We start from the raw sequence: 20,056 nt of genomic DNA on the forward strand, positions 1-20,056 counted from the left end.
GGCGGTTTACATCTGCGGACGCATCACGTTCGGGATGTTGACCGCAGGCGTTTGCACCGACGGCACGTTCACACTCGGGGTGTTCACCACCGGCACGCTGATCGCTGGCGTCTGTACCGACGGGACGTTCACGCTGGGGGTGTTGATTGCCGGGATGTTGACCGCAGGCGTTTGCACCGACGGCACGTTCACACTCGGGGTGTTCACCACCGGCACGCTGATCGCTGGCGTCTGCACCGACGGCACGTTCACGCTGGGGGTGTTGACTGCGGGCACAGTGATCGCAGGTGTGACCGTGGAGGGTACGTTGACGGCGGGAGCCTGGGCCGAGGGGATTTGCGCAGCGGTTTGCGCGCCCTGGTTCTGGGTCGATGTATTCACCTGACTCGGAGCGCCTGTACGGGTCTGCACCGTATTGCGTTGTTGCACCTCATGACGCGATTGCGCGCCAGTAGCCTCTATGGAGGAAGTCTGCACGGCGTTTCCAGAGCCTGTGCCGCTCTGTACCGAGGTGCGGGTCTGCGCCGAAGTCGAGGTATTGGCGGTACCTGCCGAGGTCGTGGCATTTGTCTTGGTTTGGGTCTGCGAATCGATCGTGCGCGTCGTGGCGGTGGTCAGAGTTTGTCCGTCCTGCGCGGCGCTTACGGCGGTTTGCGCGTAGGCGAGTCCGATGGACAGCGAAGCGGCTGCAATGGCAGCGGACAGAATGGTGAGGGTACGGGTCTTGGACATGATGTTCTCCTGAAAGAGAGGGTGGGTTGCTTCACGCTAGTGGGAAAAATTACTACAAGCGCTTGGGTCTATAATAGTGGCAAAATTTCCCACGTCAACTGCACCCGCATCGTTTTATCCTGTGTCCATGTCCGACGCTCTCAAATCCGCCGCGCTGTCCATCCTGCGGCCCTTCGTGCGCTATCTCATCACGCAGGGCTGGACTTATGGCGCTCTGGCCGAACTGCTCAAATTTGTCTATGTGGGCGAAGTCATCGCGCTCGACCAGCGCGAGGGCAAACCCGTACCGACAGACAGCCGGGTGAGCCTGCTCAGCGGCATCCATCGCAAGGAAGTGCGGCGTCTGCGCGAGGAATTGCAGGGCGGATCGGGTGAGATCGCTCTGCGGCATGGCGCCAATATGTCGGCGCAGGTCGTGGCCGCCTGGGTGGCCTGCGAGGCTTATCGAGATGCGCAGGGCGCGCCGCGCGATCTGCCCCTGCGGGCGGCGGATGAGGCAGTCAGCTTCGAAAAACTGGTGCGGCTGGTCAAGGCGGACATGCGCCCGCGTACCGTGCTCGATGAACTGCTGCGCGCCGGCGTCGTGGCGCAGCAGGATGACGTGGTGAAGCTGGTGCGCAGCGGCTATGTCTCCGATCTGCCCGAGGACAGACTGGCCTTCATGGGCGCGCACATCGGCGATCATTTGCGCGCCACGGTGCACAACCTGGAGGGAAGAACGCCTGCCTTTCTGGAGCAATCGGTGTATTTCGACCATCTGCCGCCTGCCGTGCCGGACGAGGTGCGCGGCGATCTGCGGCAACTTGGCGAGGAGGTGTTGCAGGAGGCTTATCAACGCATTGCGCGGGCCGAAAAAGCCGCGCAGTCTGATCTGTCCACGGCGCCGGAAACCCGCAGCAAACGCCTGCGCCTCGGGGTTTATTACTACGAAGACGACATGCCCGCAGACCCTTCGGACGGAGCGAAGCAATGAAAACCCTAATCCGGGCCGGGTGGTCCGTGCTGCGTTTGCTGGGCGCAGCGTGCATCGGGCTGACGCTCGGTCTGGCGGTGTCGATCGCGGCGACGCCGGGCGGCATAGGTGGAACGGGCATCGAGCCCGGCGGTATCGGCGGTACCGGCATCAGCCCCGGCGGCATCGGCGGCACGGGCATCGTTGCCATTGGCCCGATTCAGCGCTTTGGCAGTATTTTCGTCAATGGAGGCGAGTACGAATTACCGGCGAACACGCGCTATCGCGTCGATGGAGAGCCTGCGACCGAGGGCAGCCTGCATCTGGGCGACATGGTGCGCGTGCGCGCTGTGCAGCAGCGCGGGCGTCTGGAATCTCTGGTGGTGGACGTGGACCATGCGGTGATCGGTCGGGTATCGCACTTGGACCGGTCTGCGGGTCGGGTGGTCGTGCTGGGACAGACCCTTCAATTGCAGCCCGCTACCTTGCTGCGCGCGGCAGACGATCAGCCTTTGTCGCTTTCCCGGTTGGCCGTGGGCGACGTGGTGCGCGTCAGCGCGCTCGATCAAGGCGGCGGGCATTGGCTGGCGACGCGCTTGACGCGACTCACTGCGTCGCCCGCCAAGGACGGCTCGCCGTTCCTGCTGCGCGGCAGGATCGAGGCGCAGGCGTCTGATCCGCGGCGGATCAGGATCAACGGCGTCTGGTTCTCGCTGCGCATCGGCCTGGCTCGATCCGGGCTGGCAGTCGGCGCCGAGGTCGTGGCGCGTGGGCGTCAGCAGAGTCGGACGAATGTGATCGAGTCGCTGCGGCCGATGACGGCGATCGACGCGCCCATAGGGTCGCGTGTGGCGATGGTGGGCTATCTGCGGCCGACTGCACAAGGTTGGGCCTCGCAGGGCTTGCGCATCAACGCAGCCGATGCGCTGATGAACGCGCAGTTGCAGGCCGCTGCCCGGTCGCGGGCCGCGCCGGTGTTCATCGTCGGCACACTCACGGCGTCGCAGACGGTTGTGGCCGAGCGCGTGATCCCGAATGTGAATGCCATGCAATTTGCACTGCCTCCTCTGGGCGGCGCACGGACGACTGACACTCAAACGGGCGATGTGAGCTCGGTGCCTTCGCTCATGTCGAATGGGGCGAAGACGAACATCCAGGTCCCCTCCTTTGCAGTCCCGGCGCTGCCCGCAGTGAACCCACCGGGGTTCATCGCGCCACCAATGCCTGCGGTTCCCGCCATGCCCGCCGTGCCGCAAATGCCCACGGTCAACGTGCCCTCCGTCGCGCCGCCCAGCGTTTCGCCGCCGCAAGTGCCGACAGTCACTCCACCGACAGTGGCCCCGCCTGCGGTGAATATGCCCAGCGTCACCCCGCCCTCCTTGCCCAGCGGCGTGCAGATGCCCAGCATGCCGCGCCCATGAAAAAAGCCAGCTTGCGCTGGCCTTTTCATGGGCATGGGACAGGTCAGAACACGATCTGGCCGCCGATGCCGACGCCGAAGTTGGCGCTGCTGTGGCTCAGTCCCTTGTCGACATACACCTGAAATCCGCTGCCGTTCGGGGTGAGGTTGTAATTCCAGGCGGCGATCAGGTCGGAGGGAGCGGGCGCGCCGGCAACCAGAGCCTGCTGAGCGGCATACATCAGGGTGAAGATGTTCTGCTGACTGGCCGCATAGCTGGCGCCCAACTGATAGACGGCGATATTGCGCAGATTCTGTCCGGTCGGGTTGCCCACGAAACGGTAGCCCAGATTGGCGAACGGGAACCAGTTGTTGCCGATGATCTGCTGCAAGCCCACGCCCAGCTCATAGTCGTTCTTGCCGGTTCCCAGACCGTTGTCGGATGAAGCGGTGCCGAATTTGATCTTGGCGTAAGGCGTGATCGACGGCGTGAGACCCACGCCCTGGAAAATCTTGTAATGTCCAGCCAGCCACACATCGCCCAGGCCGCTGGCAGAATGGGTTTGCGTGGAACTGCCGCCGCCCACGACGGTGTTTCCAGAAAGGGTGGAGCCCACGGGAAGGCCGCTTTCGGAAACATAGGGGACGGTGAGTTTGACGCGCCAGTCGTTGCCGTCGCCATACTGAATGTCGGTGGCGTCGTAGCGGATGTTGATGTTGTTGTTCGTGCCGAACTTGCCCTGGAAAAAGGACAAGGTGTTGCCGACGGTCAGCGCCGGTTCGGCATGGGCGGTGCAAACGCCGCCCAGAGCAAGCAGGGCGGCGATGAGGGTGGGACGAAGGGCCATGGTGTGATCTCGCGCGAGAAGGGATGAGGAAGACGAATCGACCGAAAAGGCCAAATCCTTTATTTGTGGGAAATTCTCACACAATTAGCGAATCTGATCCTTGTCGAATCGCAATCCGGCGTGTCGGGAACCGACAAGCTCGCCGCCGCCTGAGCGACCGGAGGGCAGTCCAGTGAGCGTCCATGAAGCGCTGGTATTCTGACGGCCCGTCCCGTTTTCTCATTCTCCGAGTCCGAAACATGAGCGCATCGCCCCCCGATCATCCTTCGCAGCGTTCTGAGCCGCCTGCCCAACCCGGTGCATGGGAGCGGCAGGTGCTGGAAAAGCTGGTGCTGGAAGTGGTGACCGAAAAGCGCCGCGCGCGGCGCTGGTCGATTTTTTTCCGCTTTGTACTGCTCGGCATCGTGGCGCTCATCTTTTTCGGCGGCATGGTGGCGGAGTTCGGCAACGGCACCATCACCGGGCCGCATACGGCGCTGATCGAGCTCAACGGCGAGATTGCCATCGATTCGCAGGCCAGCGCCGACAACATCAACACCGCCCTGCGGGATGCGTTCTCCAATCCGCAGACCCGCGGGGTCATCCTGCGCATCAACAGCCCGGGGGGCAGCCCGGTGCAGGCCAGCCAGATCTTTGCCGAGATCGAGCGGCTGCGTGCCAAATACGACAAGCCGGTCTATGCCGTGTGTGAGGAGGTCTGTGCCTCGGGCGCCTACTACGTGGCGGCGGCGGCCAATGACATCTATGTGAATCCGGCCAGTCTGGTGGGTTCCATCGGCGTGTTGATGGACGGTTTTGGTTTTTCCGGCCTGTTGGACAAACTGGGTGTGACGCGCCGCTTGCTCACCGCGGGCACCAACAAGGGGTTCATGGACCCCTTCACGCCCATGCCAGAAGACCAGAAGGCCTACGCGCTGGGCATGCTGGAGCAGATTCACAAGCAGTTCATCGCGGCCGTGGAGAAGGGGCGCGGCGCGCGCCTGAAGGTGAATGACCAGACCTTCTCCGGTCTGGTGTGGACGGGGCAATCCGCGGTGCAGCAAGGCCTGGCCGACGGCTACGGCGACGTGGACCAGATTGCGCGCGACAAGATCAAGGCGCCGGAAATCGTCGACTACACCCTGCAGGAAAACGTGGCCGAGCGACTGGCCAAGCGTTTCGGCGCCTCGCTGGGCATGGGCGCGGTGCGCGAGCTTTCAAACCTGGGGTGGTCCTTGCGCTGATCCGATTCTTATCGCTGCGCCCGCGCCAGTACATCGAAACCGCTCAGGCGCAGCATGTCGCACAGGTCGATCAGCGCAAGGCCGGTCAGGGCGGTCGGATCGTCGCTGCGCATGTGCTTGAGCAAGGCGGGTCCGAGCGATTCCGAGCGGGCGCTGCCTGCGCAGTCGTAGGGTGCGTCCAGCGCAAGGTAGGTCTCGATTTCCACCGGGCTCAAGGTGCGGAATCGCACTTCGGTGGGACAGTTGCGCAACTGCATGCCGCCGTCAGGCGCGATGACGCAAACCGCGGTGTGAAACACGGCGTCACGTCCGCTGAGGCGCTGCAACTGAGAGACCGCAACCGCATGTGTGCCTGGCTTGCCCAGCGTCTCGTCGCCCAGCATGCACACCTGATCGGAGCCGATCACCCAGCAGCCTGGGGAGTGGCGCGCGACCGCAGAGGCTTTCTCCGCAGCCAGCCGCAGCGCCAGATCGAGCGCGGACTCGCCGGCCCGGCGCGTTTCGTTCACACCGGGGGCGCGGATCGAAAACGGCACTCGCAGACGCCGCAGCAATTCGGCGCGATAGGGCGAAGTCGAGGCGAGAACCAGAGCGGAATCGGCGGGCTGCGTCATCAATGCTCGCCGAAGAACCGGCCGTGCAGCCACGCGCCGATGAGGATGCCTGCGATGCTCAGCAGCAGTGGCCAGTTGCCCACGCCGAGTCCCGCGATGGCCGGACCCGGACACACGCCGCTCAGACCCCAACCCACGCCAAAGATCGCCGCGCCGATCAGGGTGCGCGCATCCAGGTGCGAGGGGTGCTTGCCGAACACCACACCGAACACGGGTCGCTTCATCAATCGCGGCAGCAGGTGGTAGGCGATGAAGGTCACGCCCGCAGCGCCCCCCATCACCAGCAGCAGGCCGAGATTCTTGAGCAGCAGAAACTGCAGAATGACCTCGGGCTTGACCATGGTGGACAGCGCCAGCCCGAAACCGAACAGCGTGCCTGCGAACAAGGCCGAGAGCATCACGGCGAAAGGAGGAACGCGCTGCATCTCAGAACCCTCCCAAAGCACGGACCATATGCGCCGTGACAATGGCGGTGCACAGAAAAATGAGGACCGCGAGGATGGAAGGCAACTGTCCCGAGCCCACGCCGCAGATGCCGTGTCCCGAGGTGCAGCCCCCGCCCATGCGGGCGCCGAATCCGCCGATGATGCCGCCAGCGAACAACTGCCACAGCGGCACCTTGGTGACGAAGCCCTCGCCGTGACCGAGGGTGTAGGTGAACACCACCGCGCCCATGATGAGACCCAGCCCATACATCAAACGCCAGTTACGGGTCGAGATGAACTTTTCGTGTTGAAAGAACGGATGGCGCGAAATCAGCGACCAGACTGCCGAGTAGGCCGTGCTGATGCCGCCGATCAGGCCCGTCAGCCAGAACAGCACGCTCACGCCCAGGCCGATGAACAAGCCGCCAATCAGAAAATGTTCCCATCCCGTCGGGAACCACTGCGCGATACTGGTCATATGTCTCATCCTCTTTGGTGGGTGGAAGTGATATGGATCACTCTCTATACATACTCCACAGTGTAAGAGCGAGCCTGCCTGCTGTCTCGGCGAGATGTAGCAGTCGGTAAACTTGAGTCATGTCCCAACTTCCCGCCACAAACTCTGCCGACAAGGGGGCGATGCCGCCTCGCGCGCTGGCTTTGTTCGATTTCGCCCGCTCCGAAGGCGCTCTGCAAGGCGGGGTTCCGCTGACGGACCTGCCCCGTCTGCTCGAACTATTGTCGAGCACGCAAGGGGCCGCGGTGCAATGGGCGCTCAAGGGCTTTGAGCGAGAACGGATCGGCATGCGACCGCAGGCCATGGTGACTTTGGAGGTTCGCGCCGAGCTCCCGCTGATTTGCCAGCGTTGCCTGCAGGAAATGCGCCATCCGGTTGACGAGGCCGTCGATTTTCGCTTGGTGACCGCGGAGCCGGAACTGACTCAGGCCGAAATCGAGGCCGAAGACGAGGCCTTGCCCGCGGCCCAGCCCGTGGACGTGCTCAGCCTCATTGAGGATCAGCTCATTCTCGCCCTCCCCACCGTGCCTTTGCATGATCGCTGCCCGTCGCAAGGTGAGTCCGTCGCGGCGCCGACACATACCCTGAATGAGCCGTCTGCCGAACCGCGACAGCACCCCTTTGCCAACCTGCGCGAACTGATCGAGGGTGAAAAAAAGAATCGATAGGGGGCCTGTATCGCAAGAAAGCCCTCGCATATAATGATTGGCTTTTTCACAGGGGATTGCCATGGCCGTCCAGCAAAACAAGAAATCACCTTCGAAACGCGGCATGCACCGCGCCCATCAGTTCTTGAGCGCGCCGCCGCTGGCTGTGGAGCCGACTACGGGCGAGGCGCATCTGCGCCACCACATCAGCCCGAACGGTTTTTACCGTGGGCGCAAAGTGGTCAAGACCAAATCTGACGAGTAAGCGCTTGCCTTCGCGCACCCTGCGCATCACGTGCGGCCAGCAAATGCGGGGCGAACGGTTGCCATGCGCGCTTGCGAAGGCGCTTTCGATGCTCGCGAGCGCTGCGTCATGAGTTCCACTCTGGCCGTCGATCTGATGGGCGGAGACCATGGTCCGAGAGTGACCCTGCCGGCCTGTGCACGGTTCTTGCACGCTCATCCGGACAGTCGGCTGATCCTGGTCGGCCAGGCCGAGATGTCGATGCTGCTGCTGGAATCGCTGCGACTCAATGGCGATGCGCGCGTCGAATTCGTCGCGGCGAGCGAGTTGGTGACTTCCGACGATCCCATCGAGGTCGCGCTGCGCCGCAAACGCGACTCGTCCATGCGCCGCGCCATCGAGTTGGTGCGCGACGGCCGCGCCCAGGCCTGCGTGTCGGCAGGAAACACCGGCGCCCTGATGGCGCTGGCGCGCTATCTGCTCAAGACCCTGCTCGACATCGAGCGGCCGGCCATCGCCACCTATCTGCCCAACCAGAAGGGCGAGGGCACGTTGATGCTCGATCTGGGCGCCAACGTCGATTGCGAGCCGCTGCACCTGCTGCAGTTCGCCGTCATGGGCACGGCGTATGCGGCGGCCGGCGGGCATGCGCAGCCGACGGTGGGTCTGCTCAATATCGGCGAAGAGGTGATCAAGGGCAACGACACCATCAAGCGCGCTGCCGAACTGCTGCGCGAAGCCGATGCGCTCGGACGCCTGCGTTTTTATGGCAATGTCGAAGGCAACGACATCTTCAAGGGCACGACCGATATCGTCGTGTGCGATGGCTTTGTCGGCAATGTCGCGCTCAAGACCTCCGAAGGGCTGGCGCAGATGCTTTCCGGCATGATCCGCGAGGAGTTCACCCGCACGCCGCTGAGCAAGTTGATGGCGCTGCTGGCCATGCCGGTGCTCAAGCGATTGCGCAAGCGCGTCGATCACCGCCGCTACAACGGCGCGGCCCTGCTGGGCCTGCGCGGCCTGGTCGTCAAGAGCCACGGCTCGGCGGATGCCTTCGGCTTCGAGCAGGCGCTGCTGCGCGCGCACGAGGCGGTGCAGGGCGATGTGGTGCGCCATACCGAACGTATTCTCGAAGTGATGCACGAGTCATCACCCCACGGGGCCCCATTCGCTCCGGCGAGTTGAGCGACTCCGCTTCGCACCTTTCCGAACGATCTGCTCCATGCCTTCCTATTCCCGAATTTCCGGCACTGGTGGCGCGCTGCCCCCGCGCAAAATCAGCAACGACGAGCTCGCCGCCGATCTGGCCAGGCGCGGCGTCGAAACCAGCGACGAGTGGATCGTGGCGCGCACCGGCATCCGCTTCCGCCACTTCGCAGAAGAAGGGACGACCAGCGTCGATCTGGGGGAACAAGCCGCCCGCCGTGCGCTCGAAGCGGCGGGACTGCAGGCCCAGGACATCGGTCTGATCATCGTGGCCACGTCCACGCCGGACATGATCTTTCCGTCCAATGCCGCGCTCATCCAGGGACGTCTCGGTGCGGCCGGAGGCGCCGCCTTCGATGTGCAGGCGGTCTGCGCCGGATTCGTCTACGCCCTGACCGTGGCCGACCAATTCGTGCGCAGCGGCATGGCGCAGCATGCCCTGATCGTAGGCACGGAGGTTTTTTCGCGGATTCTCGATTTCAACGATCGCACCACCTGCGTGCTGTTCGGCGATGGCGCGGGCGCCGTGGTGCTCAGCGCGAGCGAGACGCCGGGCGTGCTGGCCAGCGCGCTGCATGCGGATGGCCGTCAAGCGTCCATTCTGTGCACCCCTGGGTGCGTGGCCAGCGGCCAGGTCGCGGGCAGTCCCTTCCTGAAAATGGATGGGCAGGCCGTGTTCAAGCAGGCGGTGCATGTGCTCGAAGACGTGGCCCGCGAGGCACTGGCCAAGGCCGGCCGCCTTCCCGCCGATGTGGACTGGATGGTGCCGCATCAGGCCAATATCCGCATCATGACGCATACGGCCAGGAAGCTCGGCATTGCGCTGGACAAAATCGTCGTGACGGTCGATCAGCACGGCAACACCTCGGCCGCCTCGATTCCGCTGGCGCTCGATGTCGCGGTGCGCAGCGGGCAGATACACCGCGGCGACACCTTGCTGTTCGAGGCGGTCGGCGGCGGGTTGACCTGGGGCGCTGCGGTCGTCGATTACTGAGTTTTTTCTACTCCCTTCCGCCATGACATTCGCCTTCGTTTTTCCCGGACAAGGTTCACAGTCCGTCGGCATGCTCGACAAAGTGGCCGCTCACCCTGCCGTGCGCGCCACCTTGGAGGAAGCCGGCGCGGCGTTGGGGCAGGATGTGGGCGCCCTGATCGCGCAGGGTCCAGCCGAGCAACTCAATCTCACCACCAACACCCAACCCGTCATGCTCACTGCGGGCGTGGCGCTTTACCGCCTATGGCTGGCCGAGGGCGGGCGCAAGCCCGATTGCGTCGCCGGACACAGTCTGGGCGAATACACCGCGCTGGTGGCGGCCGAAAGCCTGACGCTGGGCGACGCCTTGCCCCTGGTGCGCTTTCGCGCCCAGGCCATGCAGGAGGCGGTTCCCGTCGGCGCGGGCGGCATGGCCGCCGTGCTCGGTCTGGACGATGCCGCGGTGCGCGCCGGATGTGCCCAGGCTGCGCGTGAGACGGGGGAGGTGGTGGAAGCCGTCAATTTCAATGCGCCGGGTCAGGTGGTGATCGCCGGCACGCAGGCCGCCATCGCCCGCGCCTGCGAGGTGCTGAAGGCCGCAGGCGCCAAGCGCGCCTTGCCGCTGGCCGTTTCGGCGCCGTTTCACAGCAGTCTGCTGCAGGGCGCGGCCGACCGGTTGCGCGCCTATCTGCAAGGGGTGGCGATCAAGGCGCCACAGATCACCCTGATCAATAATGTCGATGTGGCGCACCCGACCGACCCCGAGTCGATCCGCGACGCGCTGGCGCGTCAGGCCTGCCATGCGGTGCGCTGGGTGGAGTGCGTGCAGGCCATTGCCAGGGCGGGCTGCTCCACGCTGGTCGAGTGCGGCCCGGGTAAGGTGCTGCACGGGCTCACGCGCCGGATCGACCCCGCACTGCAGTCTTTTGCCCTGGACGATCTGTCCGCGATTCCTTCCCTTCAAACGGCCCTGGCATGAGCAATTCATCTGCTGACACTTCAACCGCCCAAGCGTTCGCTGGCCAGATCGCATTGGTTACGGGCGCTTCGCGCGGCATCGGCGCGGCCATCGCCGCGGCTCTGGCGGCTGCGGGTGTTCGCGTCATCGGCACGGCCACCTCGGAGTCGGGCGCCCAGGCCATCACCGCAGCCTTGCAGTCTTTTGGCGGGCGCGGCGCGGTGCTCGACGTGAACGACGCCGATGCGGGCGCCGCGCTGGTCGACGAGACCGTCAAGGCCGAAGGCGGGCTGCACATCCTGGTGAACAATGCCGGCATCACCCGCGACACGCTGGCCATGCGCATGAGCGATGCTGACTGGGATGCGGTGATTTCGACCAATCTGAGCAGCGTGTTCCGCCTGTCGCGCGCCGTCATCCGCCCCATGATGAAGCAGCGCTACGGCCGCATCATCAACATCACCTCGGTGGTCGGCGCCTCTGGCAACCCCGGCCAGGCCAATTACGCGGCGGCTAAGGCCGGTGTGGCGGGCATGACCCGGGCGCTGGCGCAGGAACTGGGCAGTCGCAACATCACCGTCAACTGCGTCGCACCGGGCTTCATCGATACCGACATGACCCGGGCGCTGACCGAGGCGCAAACCCAGCCCATGCTGGCGCGAATTCCCCTGGGCCGTCTGGGCAGGCCCGAGGAGATCGCGCATGCCGTTTCTTTTCTTGCGTCGCCGCTGGCGGCGTATATCACCGGGGCCGTGCTGCACGTCAATGGCGGCCTCTACATGCAATAAGCCCTTGGCAAAACGCAACGACGTTGTCGCCGGACGAGGTTATGCTTTTGGGCCTATGGCCAAGCCCGCCTCGGCGCTTGCTAAAATTTTCATATTTCCACTGGAGGCTTCAATGAGTGACATCGAACAGCGCGTCAAGAAAATCATCGCCGAGCAACTGGGTGTTGCAGAAGATCAGGTGACCAACGAAAAATCCTTCGTGGATGATCTGGGCGCCGATTCGCTGGACACCGTCGAACTGGTCATGGCGCTGGAAGACGAATTCCACATCGAGATTCCCGACGAAGACGCCGAGAAGATCACCACCGTGCAACTGGCTGTCGATTACGCCAAGGCGCACTACAAGGCCTGATGAAAGGTCGGCAAGCAGAGCCGGATTTTGTTGGGCCGCAGAGCTTTGTCGATTGACGGTTTCGTCAGCCTTTTTCGCCAGCTTTTTTGTCTGCCCGATGTGCGCTCTGAGCTTTTTTGAACCCACCTCGTTTTGACTCACCTTTGTTTGGCTCTCTATTGCTCGTGCCCGTGCGTCTGCGCTGGTGCGGCCTGCCTGATTTCACATGACCCTTCGCCGACGAATTGCGATTACTGGCCTTGGCGCGGTTTCCCCGCTGGGCAACACGCTGGATGACAACTGGGCCAATTTGCTCGCGGGCAAATCGGGCATCGGACGCATCACCAAGTTCGATGCCTCCGCCTATTCCGTGCAGATCGCAGGCGAAGTTCGTGATTTCGATGTCACGCAATACATTGCCGCCAAGGAAGCGCGGCATATGGATACCTTCATCCACTACGGCATCGCGGCATCGACTCAGGCCGTGCGCGACAGCGGCATCGACCAGGCCGGACTCGATCCCGAGCGGGTGGGCGTGCTGGTGGGTTCGGGCATCGGCGGCCTGCCGCTGATCGAAAACACCTACGAGGAGCTGCTCAAGCGCGGCCCGCGTCGCATTACCCCGTTCTTCGTGCCGGCCTCGATCATCAACATGATCTCCGGCTATGTATCCATCCAATACGGGTTCCAGGGGCCGAACCTCTCCGTCGTCACCGCATGCACCACAGGTCTGCACGCCATCGGTCTGGCTGCGCGGTTGATCGAATCCGGCGACGCCGACGTGATGGTGGCCGGCGGCGCAGAAGCCACGGTTTCCCCGCTGGGGATCGGCGGCTTCGCTGCGGCTCGCGCCCTGTCCACCCGCAATGATGACCCACAGACCGCAAGCCGTCCGTGGGACAAAGACCGCGATGGCTTCGTGCTCGGCGAAGGCGCTGGCGTCATGGTGCTCGAAGACTATGAGTTCGCGGTGAAACGCGGCGCGAAGATCTACGCCGAACTGGTCGGCTTCGGCATGAGCGGTGACGCCGGGCACATCACGTTGCCGAATACCGATGGCCCGCGCCGCAGCATGCTGCTGGCGCTGAAGAACGCTGGCGTGGCGACCGATCAGGTGCAGATGATCAACGCGCATGGCACTTCCACCCCGCCGGGCGACAAGAACGAGTCGGATGCCATCAAGCTCGCTTTTGGCGACCATGCCTACAAACTGGTGGTGAATTCCACCAAGTCGATGACCGGGCACCTGCTAGGCGGCGCCGGCGGCGTGGAGGCGGTCTACACGGTGTTGTCACTGCATCACCAGGTCTGCCCGCCGACCATCAATCTGCACACGCCCGATCCTGAGTGCGATCTGGACTATTGCGCCAACACCGCACGCGACATGCGCATCGAGTATGCGCTGAAAAACAACTTCGGTTTCGGCGGCACCAACGGATCGGTGCTGTTCAAGCGCGTTTGAACGCCTCATGAGAAAACGCCGGGCCGTCCCAAGTTTTCTCATCCCCCTCTGGGGGCCTGACGCGAAAGTGGCAGGTCTGGGGGCGCTCTGAGCGCACCAGGCTTTTCCGCGTCCCTTCATTTTCCTTTTCCGACCGAGCGGCATGAAGACCCTAGCACCCTTGCAGATCCGGGTCGAACATTTCGGCCGCTGGCATCTGCTGCTTGGGTTGTTCAGTGCGGCGGCACTGCTCGCCGCCGGGTGGACGGTCTGGGTCTGGCGTAATACCGATACGCTCAGCCTGATGGCGGCTTTTGCGGCCGCCCTATTCCTGGCCATTCTGTCGGCGCAATATCCCTATTGGACCATCCGCCCGTTCACCCTGTTTCACGATGAACGGGGCTGGAAACTGCAGCGGGGCCACGGCCTGGAAGATGTACTTCAGGTGCGGGGCATGGTGCTGCCGGGTCTGTTGCTGGTGCTTGGCCTGACGGCGAAAGGGCGTGTGGTTCTGCCCGTGCCCAGCGATATCCAACCCGGCATTTTTCGCGAACTGCGACTGCGCTTGGGTGCTCTGTCTCATTGAGTTGCAGTGGAGCAGGACACCCAGAGTGATGCCTTTCTGGTCCAGCAGGTCCAGGCCGGGCAGCAAAAGGCCTTCGATCTCCTCGTGGCCAAATACCAGCGCCGGATCTATCGGTTGGTGCTGCGCTTCATCCGTGATCCGTCGCTGGCGGAAGACGTGGCGCAAGAGACTTTTCTGCGCGCCTATCGCGCCATCGGGCAGTTCCGCGGCGACAGTCAGTTCTATACCTGGCTCTATCGCATCGCGGTCAATACAGCCAAAAAAGCCATTTCCGACGACATGCGCGATCCGACGGTGTCCGAAGGTGATGGGTCCGGCCATGATGAAGAAACTTTTAGCCCGACCGAGCTACTAACCAACCACGAAACGCCGGAGTCCATTCTGGTTTCGAAAGAAATCGTGCAAACGGTGAATGCCGCCATGGAGTCTTTGCCGGAAGATTTGCGCATGGCGATTACCCTGCGTGAAATCGAGGGATTGAGTTACGAGGATATTGCCGAAGCCATGCAATGCCCTATCGGTACGGTGCGCTCGCGGATTTTTCGCGCCCGCGAAGCCATTGCCGAGCGTCTGCGTCCGGTGATCGAGCACAAGGGTGGCAAGCGGTGGTGAGCCTGCGGTGGATCGGCTGTGGAGTTTTGTAGGAGACGAAAAATGAGTCAAGACATGTCGCGCGAGCAACTCTCCGCTCTGATGGATGGAGAGGGGGCTGGTCATGGGCAGTCCGCGTGGACGGACGCTTCGGAGGCTTTCGTCCGCCGGGTGGCAGCCGACGACGCCGCACGGCGTGACTGGCTGATTTATGCCCAGATCGGCGACATCCTGCGTTCCTCCGATCTCACGCCCCTGCCCGATGAAGTCGATTTTTTGCAGCGCGTCAGCGCGGCGATCGCGCGCGAACCGATCGTGCTGCTGCCGCAAGCCGCCGCACGATCGGCTGCGGTGGCTGTTGGGATGGCAGGGCAGGCGGCGCGCCTTGCTCCTGTCTCCCGCAACCGTCCGCACTGGAGCACGCGCATGGCTGCAGGCATGGCGGCCGTGGCGGGGGTGGCCGTCATGGCCTGGGTGGCGCTGCCCGGGTTGCAGACGACCGCGCCCTCTGGGGGAATGCCGACGGTGGCATCTCTCGCAGATTCCGGGGCGAAGGGGCAGATGCCCGTAGCCGATACCCGGGTTGTTGCGCCCGCCAACCCGGCCGTCAACCAGCTCGCCCGGGCGGGCCTGGTCCAGGTGGATCTTTCGACGCAGAGCCCGCTCGGGGGCGGAAGCGGCCAGAAGACGGCTCAGATCGTTCCCGTGTCGGAGCAAATGCCCATGGTCGAATACCTCCTGGCGCATCAACAGATGGCCGGGGGGATGATGCCCGCCGTTCCGGCTACGCTGCAATGGGTTCGAAATCGGTCTGCCGAGGCCAGCGGCCTCCATCTGGCCGCGCCTGCAGCGCAATCTCACTGATGGCGCGCTTGGGGGTATTGGGCGCGCGCCGGTGGCGTCGGGCGGTCTGGATTGGCGCACTGATCGGTCTATCCAGCGCACCAGGGCTCACGCCAGCGTTCGCCGCGCCCATCCTTGCCGCACAGCAGGGACACGCACCTGACGCGACAAACGCGTCGGCCGCGGTGCAAGCCGCGGATGTGCCCGCATCTCAGCAGAACCTGGAGCAATGGCTGCAGACGGTGAGCGCGGCCGCCCGTTCGTTGAATTACAGCGGCGTATTCATCACCCAGCGCGGCGACGAGATCAGCACATCCAGTCTGGTGCATTATGTTCTGCCGCAGGGGCATTTCGAGCGTATCGAGACCCTGGACGGGCAGCGCCGCATCATGGTTTCGCTCAATGACCAAGTGCGCACGATCTGGCCCGACTACCGTCTGACGCTGATCGACGATCAGTCCGGGCAGGCCAGTTTCCCCCGCCTGCTCAAGACCACCGACGGCGAGGTCGACCGCAATTACCGGCTGGAACGGGGCGGGCTGCAGCGCTGCGCGGGCTATGAGTGCCGCGTTTCCACGCTGCTGCCGCGCGACGATCTGCGCTGGGGCTACCGCTTGTGGTCGCTGCGCGATGCGCAGCTTCTGGTCAAGGCGCAAACGCTCGATGCGGCGGGTCATGTCATCAATCAGGTGGCGTTCACCGAACTCAAGATCAACGTGCCGCCACGCCTGTCGCTGGTGCGTGACAGTCTGCACCAACCGCCAGGGTATGTGGTGGAGCAGATGAAGGTCGTTCCGGTGAGCCTGCAATCGCAGGGCTGGGCGCTGTCCGCTCCGGTGCCGGGTTTCAAGACGGTCGGGGTGTTTCGCCGCAGCATGTCGCTGGGCGGCAAGCCCTCCGAAGTGCTGCAGTGGCTGCTCAGCGACGGTCTGGCTTCGGTATCCATCTTCGTCCAGCCTGCCGCCGATCTGAGCGAGCCGGTCGCGCCGGAGCAGCGTGTCGGGGGTACCCTGGCGCTGTCGCGGCGCATCGGCGACTCCTGGCTGACGGTGATGGGGGCGGTGCCCGAACACACGCTGCGGCGCATCAGCGACGCCATCGTTCGCGTGCAATGACTGCGGGTTCAGGTAGCCGTGCCGCAGCGTGGTTGCGGCCTTTTGCGTATGCTGCTCGCGCGATGAATGAATGATCGAATTGCAGTATTCCGCCTGAAATCAGGCGCGATGTATCAGGGAGAAATCGGTGAAAAAAGTCTTGTTGACCTGTTTGAGTGCGGGCCTGTTGGCCATGGCGGGTATCGCGGTTCCGGCGCAGGCGGCCGGGTCAGCGCCGCAGCAGCCTTGCGTAGCCTGCGGCCTGCCGGATTTCACCGGTCTGGTGGAAAAGGCCGGCCCGTCGGTGGTGAATATCCGCACTTTCAAGAAGGTGCCCGTGGGCAGCGGCGATCAGATGGACGAACAGACGCGCGAGCTGCTTCGTCGGTTTTTTGGCGTGCCCATTCCCGCCCCCGATCAACCGAAGGGTGGCAAGAACGGGCCGCAGGATGAAGAGGAAGAGCGCCCCACTGGCGTCGGCTCGGGCTTCGTCATCAGCCCGGATGGCTACATCATGACCAATGCCCACGTCGTGGACGGCGCGGACGAGATCATGGTCACGCTGACAGACAAGCGCGAGTTCAAGGCCAAGCTCATCGGCGCCGACAAGCGCACCGACGTGGCGCTGGTGAAGATCGACGCCAAGCAGCCGCTGCCTGCCGTGCGCATCGGCGATTCTTCCAGGGTCAAGGTGGGTGAATGGGTGGTGGCCATCGGTTCGCCATTCGGGCTGGAAAACACCGTGACCGCGGGCATCGTCAGCGCCAAGGGACGCGACACCGGCGACTACACGCCGTTCATCCAGACCGATGTGGCGGTGAATCCGGGCAATTCCGGCGGCCCGCTGATCGATATGCGCGGCAATGTCATCGGCATCAATTCGCAGATCTACAGCCGCACCGGCGGCTTCATGGGCATCTCCTTCGCCATTCCGATCGACGAAGCCATGCGCGTGGTCGAGCAACTCAAGAAGCAGGGCTATGTGGTGCGCGGCAAGATCGGGGTGCAGATCGACAACGTGAGCCGCGATCTGGCCGAGTCGCTTGGGCTGGGACAGGCACGGGGCGCCCTGGTGCGCGTGGTGGAAAAGGATGGGCCGGCGGACAAGGCCGGCGTGCAGGTCGGCGACATCGTCACCCGCTTCAACGGCAAGCCGGTTGAACGGGCCAATGATCTGCCGCGCCTGGTGGGTGAAACCAAGCCCGACACCACCGTGCCCATGCAGGTGCTGCGCATGGGCAAGAGCCTGACGCTCAACGTCACGGTGGGCGAATGGGTGATGGACAGGAAGCCCGGCGCCAAACCGGCCGAGGAGCAAAAGCCCGAGCCCGTCAGCAAGGCCAATGCGCTGGGAGTGAGAGTCATCGACCTCAACGAGGCGCAGAAACGTCAGCTCGGCGTGAGCAGCGGCGTGCTGGTCGAGGCCGTGCGCGAGTCGGCCGCACGCGACGGTCTGCGTGTGGGCGATGTGGTGCTGGCCGTGGGCAATACGGCGGTCAACAGCGCAGCCCAGTTCAATGCGATCAGCGCGCAACTGCCACCGGGCAAACAGGTGGCGGTGCTGGTGCGGCGCGGCGATTCGGGCTTGTATATCCTGCTGCGACCGCAGAACTGAATCTGGCTGAAGGGCGTAAGGCGGCGTCAGACCCGGAGTTGCCCCGGGTTAGAATGGCCGCCCAACAAGCTCAAGCAGTTGCCAGATCGATTTGTTGGAAGGCGCGTCACGCTTGTCGCGCCTTTTTTTCTTGTGCATCCCCTGTTTCCCGTCTGATCCGTAGGGCGCGAAGCGGTCGCCCCAGCAGACCACTGCATGAACCCTATTCGTAATTTTTCAATTATTGCCCATATCGATCACGGCAAATCCACGCTTGCGGATCGCATCATTCAGCGATGTGGCGGCTTGTCGGACCGCGAGATGGAAGCGCAGGTGCTCGATTCGATGGACATCGAGCGCGAGCGCGGCATCACCATCAAGGCGCAGACTGCGGCGCTGCAATACACCGCGCGGGACGGCAAGACCTACAACCTCAATCTGATCGACACCCCGGGCCATGTCGATTTCAGCTATGAAGTGAGCCGCTCGCTCTCGGCCTGCGAAGGCGCACTGCTGGTGGTCGATGCCAGCCAGGGGGTCGAAGCGCAGACCGTGGCGAACTGCTACACCGCGCTCGATCTGGGCGTGGAAGTCGTGCCCGTGCTCAATAAAATGGATCTGCCGCAGGCCGACCCGGAGCGGGCCAAGGAGGAGATCGAGGAAGTCATCGGCATCGATGCGAGCGGCGCCATTGCCTGCAGCGCCAAGACCGGCATGGGCATCGACGACATTCTCGAAGCCGTGATCACCCGCATGCCCCCGCCCAAAGGCAAGATGGATGCGCCGCTGCGCGCGATGATCATCGACTCCTGGTTCGATACCTATGTCGGCGTGGTCATGCTGGTGCGCGTGGTCGATGGCAGCCTGAAAAAGGGCGAGCGTTTCAAGATGATGGCCACGCATGCGGCCTACAACGTTGAGCAACTCGGGGTGTTCACGCCCAAGTCGGTGCAGCGCGAGGTGCTCAACGCAGGCGAGGTGGGCTTCATCATCGCGGGCATCAAGGAGTTGCAGGCCGCCAAGGTCGGTGACACCATTACCCTCGAAAAAAAGCTGCCCAACAACCTCGGCCCGGCAGCCGAGGCGCTGCCCGGCTTCAAGGAAATCCAGCCGCAGGTGTTTGCCGGGCTTTATCCCACCGAAGCGAGCGAATACGACCAACTGCGCGACGCGCTGGAAAAACTCAAGCTCAACGATGCCGCGCTGCGTTATGAACCTGAAGTGAGCCAGGCGCTGGGTTTCGGCTTTCGCTGCGGCTTTCTCGGCCTGCTGCACATGGAGATCGTGCAGGAGCGTCTGGAGCGCGAGTTCGACCAGGACCTCATCACCACCGCGCCCTCGGTGGTCTATCAGGTGATGCTCGCGGGTGGCGAGGTGATCGAGGTCGAAAACCCATCGAAAATGCCCGATCAAGGGCGCATCGCCGAAATCCGCGAACCCATCGTCACGGTGCATCTCTACATGCCGCAAGACTATGTCGGCCCGGTGATGACCCTGGCCAATCAGAAGCGCGGGGTGCAGCTCAATATGGCCTATCACGGCCGCCAGGTGATGCTCACCTACGACATGCCGCTGGCCGAGATCGTGCTCGACTTTTTCGACAAGCTCAAAAGCGTGTCGCGCGGCTATGCATCGATGGACTATGAGTTCAAGGAATACCGCCCGGCCGACGTGGTGAAGGTCGACATGCTGATCAACGGCGACCGGGTGGATGCGCTGTCCATCATCGTGCACCGCAGCCAGAGCCAGTACCGCGGCCGTCAGGTGGCGGCCAAGATGCGCGAGATCATTCCCCGCCAGATGTACGACGTCGCCATCCAGGCGGCCATCGGGGCCAACATCATCGCGCGTGAGACAATCAAGGCGCTACGCAAGAACGTGCTGGCTAAGTGCTACGGGGGGGACATTTCCCGCAAGCGCAAGCTGCTGGAAAAGCAGAAGGCGGGAAAGAAGCGCATGAAGCAGATCGGCACGGTTGAAGTCCCGCAAGAGGCTTTTCTCGCCATCCTGCAAGTCGAAGACTGATTCGCACCCCCAAAAAATAGCCCGT

The 20,056-nt window shown here is 63.6% G+C and carries 22 protein-coding genes; 17 read left to right on the forward strand and 5 right to left on the reverse strand.

Going from position 1 to position 20,056, the window contains the following annotated elements; all coding sequences use genetic code 11:
* Positions 1–6 precede the first annotated feature (6 nt).
* Positions 7–732: a hypothetical protein gene (locus RBR52_RS03905; RefSeq protein ID WP_320375885.1), complete on the reverse strand. Its 726-nt coding sequence runs from the start codon at positions 730–732 to the stop codon at positions 7–9.
* Between the two features lie 127 nt (positions 733–859).
* On the opposite strand from RBR52_RS03905, the gene RBR52_RS03910 reads away from it, so the two are divergent.
* Entirely contained in the window at positions 860–1,705 is an 846-nt protein-coding gene (locus RBR52_RS03910) for a DUF6502 family protein (RefSeq protein ID WP_320375886.1), read from the forward strand.
* On the forward strand, positions 1,702–3,105 hold the full coding sequence (locus RBR52_RS03915) for a DUF5666 domain-containing protein (protein ID WP_320375888.1): 1,404 nt from the start codon (positions 1,702–1,704) through the stop codon (positions 3,103–3,105). The genes RBR52_RS03910 and RBR52_RS03915 overlap by 4 nt, the downstream gene beginning before the upstream one ends.
* Before the next feature lie 43 nt (positions 3,106–3,148).
* On the opposite strand, the gene RBR52_RS03920 is transcribed toward RBR52_RS03915, so the two are convergent.
* On the reverse strand, positions 3,149–3,931 hold the full coding sequence (locus tag RBR52_RS03920) for a hypothetical protein (protein ID WP_320375889.1): 783 nt from the start codon (positions 3,929–3,931) through the stop codon (positions 3,149–3,151).
* Positions 3,932–4,170: 239 nt separating this feature from the next.
* On the opposite strand from RBR52_RS03920, the gene RBR52_RS03925 reads away from it, so the two are divergent.
* Positions 4,171–5,154 (forward strand): S49 family peptidase, encoded by a 984-nt coding sequence (locus RBR52_RS03925; RefSeq protein ID WP_320375890.1) that lies wholly within the window; start codon positions 4,171–4,173, stop codon positions 5,152–5,154.
* 8 nt (positions 5,155–5,162) lie between these two features.
* Here RBR52_RS03925 and RBR52_RS03930 read toward each other — a convergent pair whose 3' ends face one another.
* The 3 genes from RBR52_RS03930 to RBR52_RS03940 are packed head-to-tail and all read right to left on the reverse strand — an operon-like array spanning position 5,163 to position 6,671.
* Positions 5,163–5,768, reverse strand: a complete 606-nt coding sequence (locus RBR52_RS03930) for a Maf family protein (RefSeq protein ID WP_320375891.1) — start codon at positions 5,766–5,768, stop codon at positions 5,163–5,165.
* Positions 5,768–6,193, reverse strand: coding sequence for a DUF6691 family protein (locus RBR52_RS03935; RefSeq protein ID WP_320375892.1), 426 nt, complete (start codon positions 6,191–6,193; stop codon positions 5,768–5,770). The genes RBR52_RS03930 and RBR52_RS03935 overlap by 1 nt, the downstream gene beginning before the upstream one ends.
* A 1-nt stretch (position 6,194) precedes the next feature.
* Complete coding sequence (locus tag RBR52_RS03940) at positions 6,195–6,671, reverse strand: YeeE/YedE family protein (RefSeq protein WP_320375893.1); 477 nt, start codon at positions 6,669–6,671, stop codon at positions 6,195–6,197.
* Between the two features lie 284 nt (positions 6,672–6,955).
* Here RBR52_RS03940 and RBR52_RS03945 point away from each other — a divergent pair, with 284 nt between their 5' ends.
* The 14 genes from RBR52_RS03945 (at position 6,956) to lepA (ending at position 20,031) form a co-directional block, all read left to right on the forward strand.
* Entirely contained in the window at positions 6,956–7,378 is a 423-nt protein-coding gene (locus RBR52_RS03945; RefSeq protein WP_320375894.1) for a YceD family protein, read from the forward strand.
* 61 nt (positions 7,379–7,439) lie between these two features.
* Positions 7,440–7,622 (forward strand): 50S ribosomal protein L32, encoded by a 183-nt coding sequence (gene rpmF / locus RBR52_RS03950; RefSeq protein ID WP_320375895.1) that lies wholly within the window; start codon positions 7,440–7,442, stop codon positions 7,620–7,622.
* Between the two features lie 108 nt (positions 7,623–7,730).
* Positions 7,731–8,786, forward strand: coding sequence for a phosphate acyltransferase PlsX (gene plsX, locus RBR52_RS03955; RefSeq protein ID WP_320375896.1), 1,056 nt, complete (start codon positions 7,731–7,733; stop codon positions 8,784–8,786).
* Positions 8,787–8,823: 37 nt separating this feature from the next.
* Positions 8,824–9,801: a beta-ketoacyl-ACP synthase III gene (locus RBR52_RS03960; RefSeq protein ID WP_320375897.1), complete on the forward strand. Its 978-nt coding sequence runs from the start codon at positions 8,824–8,826 to the stop codon at positions 9,799–9,801.
* Positions 9,802–9,823: 22 nt separating this feature from the next.
* Positions 9,824–10,759, forward strand: coding sequence for an ACP S-malonyltransferase (gene fabD / locus RBR52_RS03965; protein ID WP_320375898.1), 936 nt, complete (start codon positions 9,824–9,826; stop codon positions 10,757–10,759).
* The gene (gene fabG / locus RBR52_RS03970; protein ID WP_320375899.1) at positions 10,756–11,526 is read left to right on the forward strand and encodes a 3-oxoacyl-ACP reductase FabG; all 771 of its coding nucleotides are present in this window, start codon (positions 10,756–10,758) and stop codon (positions 11,524–11,526) included. The genes fabD and fabG overlap by 4 nt, the downstream gene beginning before the upstream one ends.
* Positions 11,527–11,638: 112 nt before the next feature.
* Positions 11,639–11,878 (forward strand): acyl carrier protein, encoded by a 240-nt coding sequence (gene acpP, locus RBR52_RS03975; RefSeq protein WP_013106675.1) that lies wholly within the window; start codon positions 11,639–11,641, stop codon positions 11,876–11,878.
* 205 nt (positions 11,879–12,083) lie between these two features.
* Positions 12,084–13,319, forward strand: a complete 1,236-nt coding sequence (gene fabF / locus RBR52_RS03980; protein ID WP_320375901.1) for a beta-ketoacyl-ACP synthase II — start codon at positions 12,084–12,086, stop codon at positions 13,317–13,319.
* Between the two features lie 142 nt (positions 13,320–13,461).
* Positions 13,462–13,884, forward strand: coding sequence for a hypothetical protein (locus RBR52_RS03985; RefSeq protein WP_320375902.1), 423 nt, complete (start codon positions 13,462–13,464; stop codon positions 13,882–13,884).
* A gap of 6 nt (positions 13,885–13,890) precedes the next feature.
* A complete protein-coding gene (gene rpoE / locus RBR52_RS03990) occupies positions 13,891–14,496 on the forward strand; it encodes an RNA polymerase sigma factor RpoE (protein ID WP_320375903.1) in 606 nt (201 codons plus the stop codon).
* A gap of 42 nt (positions 14,497–14,538) precedes the next feature.
* The gene (locus RBR52_RS03995) at positions 14,539–15,339 is read left to right on the forward strand and encodes a sigma-E factor negative regulatory protein (protein WP_320375904.1); all 801 of its coding nucleotides are present in this window, start codon (positions 14,539–14,541) and stop codon (positions 15,337–15,339) included.
* Between the two features lie 179 nt (positions 15,340–15,518).
* A complete protein-coding gene (locus RBR52_RS04000; RefSeq protein WP_320375905.1) occupies positions 15,519–16,433 on the forward strand; it encodes a MucB/RseB C-terminal domain-containing protein in 915 nt (304 codons plus the stop codon).
* Positions 16,434–16,560: 127 nt separating this feature from the next.
* Positions 16,561–18,027, forward strand: a complete 1,467-nt coding sequence (locus tag RBR52_RS04005; RefSeq protein WP_320375906.1) for a DegQ family serine endoprotease — start codon at positions 16,561–16,563, stop codon at positions 18,025–18,027.
* A 195-nt stretch (positions 18,028–18,222) separates the two neighbouring features.
* Positions 18,223–20,031: a translation elongation factor 4 gene (gene lepA / locus RBR52_RS04010; RefSeq protein ID WP_320375907.1), complete on the forward strand. Its 1,809-nt coding sequence runs from the start codon at positions 18,223–18,225 to the stop codon at positions 20,029–20,031.
* Positions 20,032–20,056: the final 25 nt, after the last annotated feature.

It is taken from the genome of Thiomonas sp. (assembly GCF_034007205.1).
Lineage (GTDB): Bacteria > Pseudomonadota > Gammaproteobacteria > Burkholderiales > Burkholderiaceae_C > Thiomonas.

What these genes read in the sequence shown, in the direction of transcription:
- RBR52_RS03905 (WP_320375885.1), bottom strand. Translation starts at nt 732, where the DNA reads ATGTCCAAGACCCGTACCCTCACCATTCTGTCCGCTGCCATTGCAGCC.
- RBR52_RS03910 (WP_320375886.1), top strand. Translation starts at nt 860, where the DNA reads ATGTCCGACGCTCTCAAATCCGCCGCGCTGTCCATCCTGCGGCCCTTC.
- RBR52_RS03915 (WP_320375888.1), top strand. Translation starts at nt 1,702, where the DNA reads ATGAAAACCCTAATCCGGGCCGGGTGGTCCGTGCTGCGTTTGCTGGGC.
- RBR52_RS03920 (WP_320375889.1), bottom strand. Translation starts at nt 3,931, where the DNA reads ATGGCCCTTCGTCCCACCCTCATCGCCGCCCTGCTTGCTCTGGGCGGC.
- RBR52_RS03925 (WP_320375890.1), top strand. Translation starts at nt 4,171, where the DNA reads ATGAGCGCATCGCCCCCCGATCATCCTTCGCAGCGTTCTGAGCCGCCT.
- RBR52_RS03930 (WP_320375891.1), bottom strand. Translation starts at nt 5,768, where the DNA reads ATGACGCAGCCCGCCGATTCCGCTCTGGTTCTCGCCTCGACTTCGCCC.
- RBR52_RS03935 (WP_320375892.1), bottom strand. Translation starts at nt 6,193, where the DNA reads ATGCAGCGCGTTCCTCCTTTCGCCGTGATGCTCTCGGCCTTGTTCGCA.
- RBR52_RS03940 (WP_320375893.1), bottom strand. Translation starts at nt 6,671, where the DNA reads ATGACCAGTATCGCGCAGTGGTTCCCGACGGGATGGGAACATTTTCTG.
- rpmF (WP_320375895.1), top strand. Translation starts at nt 7,440, where the DNA reads ATGGCCGTCCAGCAAAACAAGAAATCACCTTCGAAACGCGGCATGCAC.
- plsX (WP_320375896.1), top strand. Translation starts at nt 7,731, where the DNA reads ATGAGTTCCACTCTGGCCGTCGATCTGATGGGCGGAGACCATGGTCCG.
- RBR52_RS03960 (WP_320375897.1), top strand. Translation starts at nt 8,824, where the DNA reads ATGCCTTCCTATTCCCGAATTTCCGGCACTGGTGGCGCGCTGCCCCCG.
- fabD (WP_320375898.1), top strand. Translation starts at nt 9,824, where the DNA reads ATGACATTCGCCTTCGTTTTTCCCGGACAAGGTTCACAGTCCGTCGGC.
- fabG (WP_320375899.1), top strand. Translation starts at nt 10,756, where the DNA reads ATGAGCAATTCATCTGCTGACACTTCAACCGCCCAAGCGTTCGCTGGC.
- acpP (WP_013106675.1), top strand. Translation starts at nt 11,639, where the DNA reads ATGAGTGACATCGAACAGCGCGTCAAGAAAATCATCGCCGAGCAACTG.
- fabF (WP_320375901.1), top strand. Translation starts at nt 12,084, where the DNA reads ATGACCCTTCGCCGACGAATTGCGATTACTGGCCTTGGCGCGGTTTCC.
- RBR52_RS03985 (WP_320375902.1), top strand. Translation starts at nt 13,462, where the DNA reads ATGAAGACCCTAGCACCCTTGCAGATCCGGGTCGAACATTTCGGCCGC.
- RBR52_RS03995 (WP_320375904.1), top strand. Translation starts at nt 14,539, where the DNA reads ATGAGTCAAGACATGTCGCGCGAGCAACTCTCCGCTCTGATGGATGGA.
- lepA (WP_320375907.1), top strand. Translation starts at nt 18,223, where the DNA reads ATGAACCCTATTCGTAATTTTTCAATTATTGCCCATATCGATCACGGC.